This is a genomic window from Caldibacillus sp. 210928-DFI.2.18, assembly GCF_020554505.1.
Classification (GTDB): Bacteria; Bacillota; Bacilli; order Bacillales; family Caldibacillaceae; genus Caldifermentibacillus; species Caldifermentibacillus hisashii.
In genome coordinates, this window is record NZ_JAJCHL010000140.1 from 1 (window position 1) to 5440 (window position 5440).

Annotated in this window: 5 protein-coding genes and 4 pseudogenes; all 9 read left to right on the forward strand. The window is 38.0% G+C overall.

The window, feature by feature from the left end:
• A partial coding sequence (locus LIZ98_RS16755; protein ID WP_227140321.1) for a transposase occupies positions 1 to 299 on the forward strand: 299 nt, incomplete at its 5' end.
• A 223-nt stretch (positions 300 to 522) separates the two neighbouring features.
• Positions 523 to 1196 (forward strand): annotated as a pseudogene (locus LIZ98_RS16760) (ATP-binding cassette domain-containing protein).
• Complete coding sequence (locus LIZ98_RS16765; protein ID WP_227140320.1) at positions 1193 to 1351, forward strand: hypothetical protein; 159 nt, start codon at positions 1193 to 1195, stop codon at positions 1349 to 1351. Before LIZ98_RS16760 ends, LIZ98_RS16765 begins: the two are co-directional and overlap by 4 nt.
• Complete coding sequence (locus LIZ98_RS16770) at positions 1352 to 1504, forward strand: hypothetical protein (RefSeq protein WP_227140319.1); 153 nt, start codon at positions 1352 to 1354, stop codon at positions 1502 to 1504.
• A 6-nt stretch (positions 1505 to 1510) separates the two neighbouring features.
• Positions 1511 to 1708: a hypothetical protein gene (locus LIZ98_RS16775; RefSeq protein WP_227140318.1), complete on the forward strand. Its 198-nt coding sequence runs from the start codon at positions 1511 to 1513 to the stop codon at positions 1706 to 1708.
• Between the two features lie 917 nt (positions 1709 to 2625).
• Positions 2626 to 3587: pseudogene (locus tag LIZ98_RS16785) on the forward strand (ABC transporter ATP-binding protein).
• Positions 3580 to 4213 (forward strand): annotated as a pseudogene (locus LIZ98_RS18240) (ABC transporter permease); the annotation flags it as partial. The pseudogenes LIZ98_RS16785 and LIZ98_RS18240, both read left to right, overlap by 8 nt.
• Positions 4214 to 4278: 65 nt before the next feature.
• Positions 4279 to 5094, forward strand: a pseudogene (locus tag LIZ98_RS18245) (glycine betaine ABC transporter substrate-binding protein); the annotation flags it as partial.
• A gap of 102 nt (positions 5095 to 5196) precedes the next feature.
• Positions 5197 to 5440 (forward strand): hypothetical protein (locus LIZ98_RS16795; RefSeq protein WP_227203147.1); only part of this gene is annotated, 244 nt, incomplete at its 3' end.

A 5440-nucleotide genomic window follows, 5' to 3' on the forward strand; every position in this document is an offset into this window, starting at 1 on the left:
GTGGAATTCGTCTAAGTGGTCCAAGACTTGGACGCCCTTCCAAGGAGGAAGACTACATCCAAAAACAGCTAACGAAAATAGATGCCTCTGAACGAAATGAAGTAGAAGGCAAATTCGGCACAGGCAAACGTAGTTATGGTCTGGGTCTTATTCAAGTATGCCTAGAAAAAACAAGTGAAACCGTAGTTTGCCTTCAATTCCTAGTCATGAACCTTGAGCGAAGGCTAAAGGTTCTTTTGTGCAATTTTTTCAGAGAACGAATTCAACGGTTGATTTCTCAAATGACTTTCTGCATGTGATTCGTTCAGCAGCCCCTATATTAGGTTCTCTATCTATATTTATAGACTGGAAATGGTTTCCGGCAATTCATTCGATGATATTGAAAAGTAATCTATTTGATCTAGAACATCATCTTTCATTAACGTTTTCTTTTTTTACTCTGTTTTCGTTTATATTTTGTCAGCATTTTTCATTTTTATTGTATATAGGAAGACAGATATTTTGAAATAGGAGGGATGGAACATGGCCGAGACAGATCAAATTTACCTAAAAGTTGAACATCTCACTAAAGTCATGAAACAGCAAGTCATTTTAAAGGATATTAATTTAGAATTAAATAAAGGGTTTATTTACGGTTTTCGGGGGAAAAACGGATCCGGAAAAACAATATTATTCCGTGCCTTATGTGGATTAATTTTACCTACTGAAGGGACGATAACAGTGGGAGGAATACAACTGGGCAAAGATGCATCCTTTCCTCCGAGTGTAGGTGTATTAATTGAATATCCGGGTTTCTTAAATTCATATACAGGATTTCAAAATTTAAAAATGCTTGCGAGTTTAAATAATTTCATTGATGATAATCGAATTAAGGAAGCAATTCGATTGGTAGGTCTTGACCCTGAAGATAAGCGGAAGTATCGGAAATACTCGTTAGGAATGAAACAACGATTAGGGATTGCACAGGCGATTATGGAAGAACCGGATTTGATTATATTGGATGAACCAACAAATGCTCTTGACTCGGAAGGAATTGAGGAACTAAAAAATTATTATTGGAATTAAAAAATAAAAATAAGTGCATTCTGATTGCCAGTCATGATAAAGAGGAATTGGAATTTTTATCCGACGAGATTTTCATATTAGAAAAAGGCAAAATAGTCGATCATTACCATTTACAAGGGGTAGAAAAATGAGTAAAAAAATGATCCTATTACTGTCCATTATTTTCGCAGGACTCATTATCTGGGGCTTTCGAGTTTACACTGTCAATGCAGGGGTAGCCAAAACATATGAAATCCAATCGTTTAAAATTGGTGATTCTATTAAATTGGACCATGCTGAATTATAAGTGATTGATTTTCAGTATGGAGAAGAAAACAATAAAAATGGAGATCAATCTTTACCGGTCAAGGTTGCAATGGAAGTCATGAATACTTCAAATAAAGATATTTCGGTTCAGAGACTAATAGAAACCAAACTTGCTTACGGTATGGATTACTAACAAACAATGGAAGGGGAATTTGAAGGGGAGCAGCTAAAAAAATTGTCACCAAACACATCCATCCAAATCACATTAGTTTATTACGTCGATCCGAAATATAATGATAAATCCGCCAAACTATATTTTGACCAAAGCCTGTATAAAAAACAAGTTATCGACAAATATCATCATGGAAAAAGATATGGAATTGCTGTTGATTTATAAAAGCTAAATTGGAAAAATTAGTGCATTGAATTTTCCAAAACCCGATAATCCTCAAAGGAACTTGAATAAAAGTTGTGATCGAATTTTGGTGTAAATAAAGAGGAAGTTGGGAAATGAGTTTGTTTCTCCACTTCCCCTTTTATTTACCGATTCTTTTAACCTGCTAGATAGTAAGTCCCGAATTAAACATTCGTACTCTTTTTCAGTTTCCTCTTTTATCTTATCAACCTTCAGAATAATACACCCTTGACTTAACTTCGTGTGTTCCCTTTTCTCTTACAACTTTATGGGAAGAAAAGCCCTTAAATTAAGGATTCGGACTCCTTTTCAGTGCGACCCTCTCAAAACCATATTTGACTGCTTGGATATATTCATTTACAGCACGTTTTGAAATGTCAGCTTCGGGATTAGCTTGTACCTTCTCGAGCTGCTTTCAAAGTTTCAGGCCGTAATTCTAAATCAGGAAACGACCCTAGACCCGGTAGTAATTCCGAATTCACACGATTTTTCATTTAATCACTCCCTTAAGTAATCGCTTATATTTTAATATAAAAAAGGCTAATTTATAATCGTTCTGCTTATTAGGAAATTATAAAACTACTAGTAAATAAAATAAACAAAATATTTTGGAAAATCCGATTTCCTGTTGATGCGTGATTTGATTAATAAACAATAACCCTAAACATGGCTAGATTGACAAACAACAGAACTGTTATAGTTATGGCCACATGTATTTACAAGAGGTTTTCTATAACTATTTACATCAATTTCATTCAACATAGATTTAATAAACGGAAGTCAAGGAAATGATTGAAGGTGGACAAGTCGACTTGGAAGAAAAATAAGAAAAGAAATGGTAAAATTGGTTCCGTGGATTTGTTCGCGTTTTTAAAACAAAAATACAAGGGGAACATTTTATGATTAAGTTTGAAAATGTATCAAAGCGATATGAAGATGGTACGGTTGCGGTTAATTCCCTTAATTTAGAAATTAAACAAGGTGAGTTTTTTGTTTTTATCGGGCCGAGTGGTTGTGGAAAAACAACAACACTGAAAATGATTAACCGGTTAATTCCATTATCAGATGGGACGATTTTTATCGATGGCAAAAAATTAATGCGTACGATATTCATGAACTAAGATGGAATATTGGCTATGTTTTGCAACAAATTGCTCTTTTTCCGCATATGACCATTGAACAAAATATTACGGTTGTGCCGGAAATGAAAAAATGGCCGAAAGAGAAGATGAAACAGCGAGCCTATGAACTTATGAATATGGTAGGCTTGGATCCTGAAAACTATGCAGATCGGAAACCAAATGAACTATCCGGTGGCGAGCAGCAAAGGATTGGTGTCATCCGTGCCTTGGCAGCTGATCCGGAAATAATTTTGATGGACGAGCCGTTTAGTGCGTTGGATCCCATCAGCCGGGAAAAGCTTCAGGATGATATGATTGATTTAAAGAGGAATCTGAAGAAAACGACTGTTTTTGTTACCCATGATATGCAAGAGGCATTAAAGTTGGCCGATCGGATTTGCATGATGAAGGACGGGGAAATCGTTCAAGTCGGTACTCCTCAAGAACTCGTTACGAACCCTGCCAATGATTTTGTCAGAGAATTTGTGGGGGGAAAATTTGGAAACTGGCCGAATCACATCGATTTGGAGGCGATGGTACAACCATTGGCATCAAGTGAAATGCATCCCTCCATTGTCATTCCGGTATCGACCTCATTCAGTGAGCTTTTGGATCTCCTTAGCGTCCATGAACAACTTGTCGTGGAAAATGATGGCAAGCAAATTGGTGTCATTAATCGGCAGACCTTGATCCAATTTTTATCTGCTCATATGCCGGAAAGGGGGATGACCGATGAGTGAGATTGTGCAAGTATTACAGGAGAGAAAGGGCGAACTGCTTAGTGCTTTGCTGGAACATATTCAAATTTCGTTTGTCGCTTTATTTTTTGCCGTTCTCATATCAATTCCATTGGGCATTTATGTAACAAGACATAAGCGGATTGCAGAAGGTATTATTGGGGTCGCTTCTGTTATCCAAACGATTCCTTCTTTGGCATTATTAGGGATTCTCATACCGCTGTTCGGGATTGGCAGGGTGCCGGCAATTATTGCCCTTGTAGCCTATGCTGTTTTACCGATTTTACGAAATACATATACAGGGATTAAAGAAGTGGATCCTTCATTAATTGAAGCGGCTGATGCGATGGGGATGAATCCGAGAAGAAGATTGATTAAAGTGGAAATTCCGCTTGCCATGCCGGTCATGATGGCAGGGATTCGAACGGCCATGGTTTTAATTGTCGGTACAGCCACCCTTGCCGCATTAATTGGTGCCGGTGGACTCGGGGAACTGATTTTGCTTGGCATTGATCGAAACAATGCCCAGTTAATTTTACTCGGAGCCATTCCGTCAGCCCTCCTTGCTATTTTGTTTGATTACTTACTAAAGAAATTTGAGCAACTATCTTATAAAAAATCATTGGTATCGATTAGGGTTGTTTTTATATTGGCTCTCGTCATCCTTATTGCCCCGGTCATTGGTCACCAAGATGAAAAAATAGTCATTGCCGGGAAACTTGGTTCAGAACCGGAGATATTGATAAATATGTACAAAATTTTAATTGAAGAAAATACCGATTTGTCGGTACAGTTAAAACCGGGTCTTGGAAAAACTTCCTTTGTCTTTCATGCGTTAAAATCCGGGAGTATTGATATTTATCCGGAATTCACCGGGACAGCGATTTCCGAGTTTTTAAAGGAGACAGCGAACAGTACGAACCGGGAAAAAGTGTATGAGCAAGCAAAAGACGGGCTGTTGGAGCGGTTCGATTTCGTTATGCTTGAGCCGATGGAGTATAACAATACGTATGCATTGGCGGTACCAGGCAATTTTGCCGAACAATACGGACTGGAAACCATTTCGGATTTAAAAGGTATCGAGGATCAGATAAAGGCGGGATTTACATTGGAATTTTCCGATCGGGAAGATGGTTATAAAGGGATTCAACGATTGTACGGTATCCAGTTTCCGGATCTTGTCACGATGGAACCGAAACTTCGCTATGTAGCTGTAGAGTCCGGTGAGATTAATTTGGTCGATGCTTATTCCACCGATAGTGAATTACGACAATATAATCTGAAAGTGTTAAAGGATGATAAGCAGTTATTCCCGCCATATCAGGGTGCACCATTATTGCGAAAGGAAACTGCTAAACGGTATCCGGAAATTGTAAAGGCACTAAACAAATTGGCCGGACGAATTACCGATGAGGAAATGAGAGAAATGAATTACCAAGTGAATGTTAAAGGGAAAAATCCGTATGAGGTAGCAAGGAGTTACTTGGAAAAAGAAAATCTATTAAAATGAAAGTAACAATCTTATAAAAAGGTTTTTCATATTGGGGAATTTTAAGGCAAGTAGATGAAGAATGTTTACTTGCCTGTGTTTTTTTATTTTGGTTGCCAAAAAATGGTAATTCCCGGCCATAATGATGATGAGAACGGGTTTCGTCGCCAAAAAAATGAGTTTCCGGCCAAAAAAAGACGACGAGAACGGGTTTCGTCGCCAAAAAATGAAGTTTTCCACCGCAAAATGGTGACGAGAATGAATCTCGTCGCCAGAAAAATGAGTTTCCGGCCAAAAAAAGACGACGAGAACGGGTCTCGTCGCCAAAAAAGTGAGTTTCCAGCCAAAAAAAGACGACGAGAACGGG

Coding starts and splice junctions, on each gene's coding strand:
- LIZ98_RS16765 (WP_227140320.1), top strand. CDS start 1,193: ATGAGTAAAAAAATGATCCTATTACTGTCCATTATTTTCGCAGGACTC.
- LIZ98_RS16775 (WP_227140318.1), top strand. CDS start 1,511: ATGGAAGGGGAATTTGAAGGGGAGCAGCTAAAAAAATTGTCACCAAAC.